This window comes from Actinotalea sp., from assembly GCF_041597215.1.
GTDB lineage: Bacteria > Actinomycetota > Actinomycetes > Actinomycetales > Cellulomonadaceae > Actinotalea.
Genome location: NZ_JBFHHB010000235.1, coordinates 1 through 5,039, shown reverse-complemented (window position 1 = coordinate 5,039; position 5,039 = coordinate 1). Strand labels below are relative to the sequence as shown.

Sequence of the window (5,039 nt, the reverse complement as noted above, 5' to 3'; positions counted from 1 at the left end):
CTGCTGAAAGGGGTTTACAACCCGAAGGCCTTCATCCCCCACGCGGCGTCGCTGCATCAGGCTTTCGCCCATTGTGCAATATTCCCCACTGCTGCCTCCCGTAGGAGTCTGGGCCGTGTCTCAGTCCCAGTGTGGCCGGTCGCCCTCTCAGGCCGGCTACCCGTCGTCGCCTTGGTGGGCCGTTACCCCACCAACTAGCTGATAGGCCGCGACTCCATCCCCGACCGAAATTCTTTCCAGACGCCACAGATGCCTGTGCGTCTCGTATCCGGTATTAGCTCCGATTTCCCGGGGTTATCCCAGAGTCGGGGGCAGGTTAGTCACGTGTTACTCACCCGTTCGCCACTGATCACCCGGAGCAAGCTCCGAGATCACCGTTCGACTTGCATGTGTTAAGCACGCCGCCAGCGTTCGTCCTGAGCCAGGATCAAACTCTCCGTTGATGTCTATAGGAAACCGTGCTCACGCACGGACAACCGACACACGAAGTGGCCCCGAAGGACCGTTATCATCTGGCCTCGATCAAATGTTCAACTGACGTAAAACATTCGTCTCAACCACGTCGTACGACAACCCGGACCCACCCGAAGGGCAGACCCCGATCACCGCCGACAAATGGCATCGACTTTTGGCACGCTGTTGAGTTCTCAAGGAGCGGACGCGCATCCCTTCGGGACTCTCATCCCGGCCGGAGGCAACTTCCCAATCATACCTGGCCCGATCCACCCCGTCAAACCCACGAACTCGGTCCAACCCGGTGAACAGACCTCTGGCACACCAATCAGACGCCGAAGCGCCTAAGAAGACTACCAGGGTGGTCGACCCGCGGAACCGGCCCGCCAGCAGGAAACCTGCCGGCCCGTCCGTTTCTCCCGTCGGGGCAACGAGGTAGAACACTACGCACGAGCCCACACACCGTCAAATCCACCCCACCCGACACGCCCGAACACCCCCACAACCACCCCTGACCAGCACAAACGCCGGACGAGGGCGGCGGGTGGGACCGGGCGGTCGTCAGGGCCGGATCGCCAGATGGTCACGAGACGGACGATCGGGTCCTCACGAAACGGGCGATCGGGTCCTCACGAGGCGGACGATCGGGTCCTCACGAACCGGACGATCGGGTCCTCGAAGCTGACGATCGGGTCCACACGGGCCGGACGGGGCCGTCGTGCGGATCGGTCCTGGGTCAGTCGACGCGCCGCTCGGCGACCGCGAGCGTCCGCTTGCCGCGGCGCAGCACCGCCCAGCGTCCGTGCAGGAGGTGCTCCTCACCGAGGGTCGCCTCGGCGTCGGTGACCCGCACGTTGTTGACGGAGACCCCGCCCTCGGCCACCGCTCGGCGACCGGCCGAGCGGCCGGCCACGAGGCCCGCCTCGACGAGGAGATCCACCACGGCGGGCAGCTGTGCACCGACCGAGGCGCGCGGCAGCTCGGCGACGGCAGCCTCGAGAGTCGCGGCGTCCAGCTCCCCGATCTCCCCGCGCCCGAACAACGCCGCACTCGCCGCGATCACCGCGTCGGTCGCCGCCCGGCCGTGGACGAGCGTCGTCACCTCTGCCGCAAGGGCGCGTTGCGCCTCACGCGCCGCCGGGCGCTCGGCGACGGACTGCTCGAGCTCGCCGATCCGCTCCGGGGTCAGGAAGGTGAAGACCTTGAGGTAGTGCACGACGTCGACGTCGTCCGCGTTGACCCAGAACTGGTAGAAGGCGTACGGCGTCATCATGTCGGGCGCCAACCAGATGGCACCGCCCTCGGACTTGCCGAACTTCGTCCCGTCCGACTTGGTGATCAGTGGCGTCGTCATGGCGTGCACCTGACGCTGGTCCGCCTTGCGGATGAGCTCGACCCCCGAGAGCAGGTTGCCCCACTGGTCGTTCCCGCCGGTCTGCAGGGTGCAGCCGTAGCGTCGGTTGAGCTCGAGGTAGTCCATGCCCTGGAGGATCTGGTAGCTGAACTCGGTGAAGCTCAGGCCCTCGTCGCTGGCGAGCCGCCGCGCGACGGTGTCCTTGGCGAGCATCGTGCCCAGCCGGTAGTGCTTGCCGACGTCGCGCAGGAAGTCGATCGCGGACAGGCCACCCGTCCAGTCGAGGTTGTTGACCATGACGGCGGGGTTCTCGCCCTCGAAGTCGAGGAAGCGCGAGATCTGGGTGCGCAGCCGCTCGACCCACTCGGCAACGGTCTCCTTGGTGTTCAGGGTGCGCTCCCCCGACATCCGCGGGTCCCCGATCAGGCCGGTGGCGCCACCGACGAGCGCGAGCACCTTGTGCCCGGCGCGCTGGAGATGGCGCAGCAGGATGAGCTGGACGAGGTTGCCGTGGTGAAGGCTCGGCGCGGTCGGGTCGAACCCGCAGTAGAGCGTCACCGGCCCGGCGGACAGCGCCTCACGCAGCGCCTGCTCGTCGGTGGACTGCGCCAGCAGTCCTCGCCAGCTCAGCTCGTCCAGAATGTGCACCACTCGCTCCTTCGTCGACGTCCGCCCTAGTCTGCCGTGCGCGGCGAGCGCCCGGTGACGCCATCTTGTCGCTCGGACCCCCGCCGGCTCGACGTCCCACGGTCGGTGGAGACGGTGGCCTCCCCTGGCAGCCAGAACCTCCAGGCGAAGAGCTCCGGGTCCCGGCCGGACTCGTTCACGCCGACCCGCGGCCCGGATCGCGCCTCGCGCGGCGTCACGGAGAGCAGGAGACGGATCCCGTCCGCCGTCGCACCTCCCCCGACCCGTGCGCCCAGCAGGTCGACGCCGTCGTCGCCCGGACCGAGGCCGAGGGCGACGGCGAGCCGTGCCGGGCCGCTCGCGAGATCGACCTCGCGGCGCACGACACCGGTGGCCGCGCGGCGGTCGTGGGCCGCGGCGACGCCCTCGATCACCTCACCCGCACGCAGCAGCACGGCACCGGCCTCGCCCTCCGGTCCCGTGACGACGTTGACGCAGTGGTGCAGACCGAGGTGGCGGTAGACGTAGAGGTGGCCGCCGGCCAGGTACATCGACGCGTTCCGCGCGCTGCGGCCCCGGTACGCGTGCGAGACGGGGTCACCGGTGCCGCCGTAGGCCTCCACCTCCGTCAGACGCACGGAGACGGTCGCCCCCGCCCGGGTGGTCGTGAGCACGGCACCGAGCAGCTCCGGGGCCACCTCGACCGCCGATCGTGCGAACCAGCGCCGGTCGGCTCCCCGCGGGCTCATGGCGCCACGGGGCGCGTGCCGTCCACGACGACGTCGGCGCGCTCCCTCGTGCTCTCCGCTGCGAAGTGGCGCGACTCCAGGGCGTGCCAGCGGTGCCACTCCTCGCTCAGCGCGGGCCCGTCGCGATCGAGGCCTCTGGCGAGCCGCACCGGCCAGGGCGCCTCGACGAAGACGACGAGGGTGGCGCGGGCGCCCAGCGCCCGGGGTGCTGACCCGCAGCCCTCCAGGACGAGCACCCGCGGCACGGGGAGCTCGTGCCACTCGGCGAACGAGGCGCTCTCCCAGTCGTAGCGCTGCCACCGTCCGGGCCGCCCCGCGGCGAGCGGCTCGAGCACCTGCTCCTCGAGCCGCGGCCATACCGAGTCCAGCCCCGACCAGCCCTCGTAGAGGTCGTCGAGGTGCAGCGTCGCCGCGTCCAGCACCTGCGCGAGCTGCCGGGCGAGCGTCGTCTTCCCCGATCCCGCGGGCCCGTCCACGCAGACGAGCCGCACCGGCCCGAGGCGCGGGGCGCCGGAACGCACCCGCGCCGCGAGACCGGCGACCGACGTCACGCGGTGGTCCAGCTCCGGAGCTCGGCGGCCCTGGCGCGAGCGGCCACGAGCTGCTCGGCGACCCGCACCGGGGCGGTACCGCCCGCGGCCGACCGGGAGGCGAGCGATCCCGTCACCGAGAGGACCGACCGCACCTGCGGGGTCAGGTGCTCCGAGATCCCGGCGAGGTCCTCGTCCGAGAGGTCCCAGAGCTCGATGCCCCGACCCTCGCACTCCCGCACGCAGGCACCCGCGACCTCGTGCGCGACGCGGAACGGCACGCCCTGCCGCACGAGCCACTCGGCGACATCGGTGGCGAGCGCGAAGCCCTGCGGAGCGAGCGAGGCCATCCGCTCGGTGTCGAACCGCAGCGTCGCCACCATGCCCGCGAAGGCCGGGAGAAGGACGTCGAGCGTGTCCACCTGGTCGAAGACCGGCTCCTTGTCCTCCTGGAGGTCGCGGTTGTAGGCGAGCGGCAGGCCCTTGAGGGTCGTGAGCAGGCCGGTGAGATCGCCGACCATGCGCCCCGCCTTGCCGCGGGCGAGCTCGGCGACGTCCGGGTTCTTCTTCTGCGGCATGATGCTCGACCCGGTCGAGTACGAGTCGTCCAGGCGGACGAAGCCGAACTCCTTGGTGGCCCAGAGGATGATCTCCTCCGCGATCCGCGAGAGGTCCACCCCCGCCATCGCCGCGACGAAGGCGAACTCCGCGACGACGTCACGCGAGGCGGTCCCGTCGATCGAGTTCTCCACCGGTCCGTCGAAGCCGAGATCGGCCGCGACCGCCGCCGGGTCGAGACCGAGCGAGGAGCCGGCGAGCGCCCCCGAGCCGTAGGGGCTGCGCGCGGCGCGCCGGTCCCAGTCCACCCACCGCTCGACGTCCCGCATCATCGGCCAGGCATGTGCCAGCAGGTGGTGCGCGAGCAGGACCGGCTGGGCGTGCTGCAGGTGGGTGCGGCCCGGCATCGGGGCGTCACCGACGGCGGCGGCCTGCCCGATCAGCGCGTCGACGACGTCCAGCAGACGTCCCGAGAGGTGCCGGGCCTGGTCACGCAGGTACATCCGCACGAGGGTGGCGATCTGGTCGTTGCGCGAGCGGCCGGCCCGCAGGCGACCTCCCAGCTCCACCCCCGCCCGCTCGATGAGCCCGCGCTCGAGTGCCGTGTGCACGTCCTCGTCACCGGGCGCCGGCAGGAAGGCACCGGACGCCACCTCCGCGTCGAGCCGGTCGATCGCGTCGATCATGCCGGCGAGGTCGTCCTGCGAGAGCAGCCCTGCCTGGTGGAGCACCCGGGCGTGCGCCCGGGAGCCCGCGAGGTCGTGGCGG

4 protein-coding genes and 1 rRNA gene are annotated in these 5,039 nt (G+C 70.7%); all 5 read right to left on the bottom strand.

Annotation, left to right across the window (positions count from 1 at the left end; genetic code table 11):
* Positions 1–443 (bottom strand): 16S ribosomal RNA (locus ABWK99_RS13535); the annotation flags it as partial.
* A gap of 746 nt (positions 444–1,189) precedes the next feature.
* The gene (gene tyrS, locus ABWK99_RS13530) at positions 1,190–2,458 is read right to left on the bottom strand and encodes a tyrosine--tRNA ligase (protein ID WP_372595229.1); all 1,269 of its coding nucleotides are present in this window, start codon (positions 2,456–2,458) and stop codon (positions 1,190–1,192) included.
* Positions 2,459–2,481: 23 nt separating this feature from the next.
* On the bottom strand, positions 2,482–3,183 hold the full coding sequence (locus ABWK99_RS13525) for a DNA-3-methyladenine glycosylase (protein ID WP_372595228.1): 702 nt from the start codon (positions 3,181–3,183) through the stop codon (positions 2,482–2,484).
* Positions 3,180–3,734, bottom strand: coding sequence for a uridine kinase (locus tag ABWK99_RS13520; RefSeq protein WP_372595227.1), 555 nt, complete (start codon positions 3,732–3,734; stop codon positions 3,180–3,182). The genes ABWK99_RS13525 and ABWK99_RS13520 overlap by 4 nt, the downstream gene beginning before the upstream one ends.
* The coding region (argH, locus tag ABWK99_RS13515; RefSeq protein WP_372595226.1) for an argininosuccinate lyase at positions 3,731–5,039 on the bottom strand (1,309 nt) is incomplete at its 5' end. The genes argH and ABWK99_RS13520, both read right to left, overlap by 4 nt.

Bases quoted from the DNA above. Each gene is read 5' to 3' on its own strand.
- ABWK99_RS13525 (WP_372595228.1), bottom strand. From the start codon at position 3,183: ATGAGCCCGCGGGGAGCCGACCGGCGCTGGTTCGCACGATCGGCGGTC.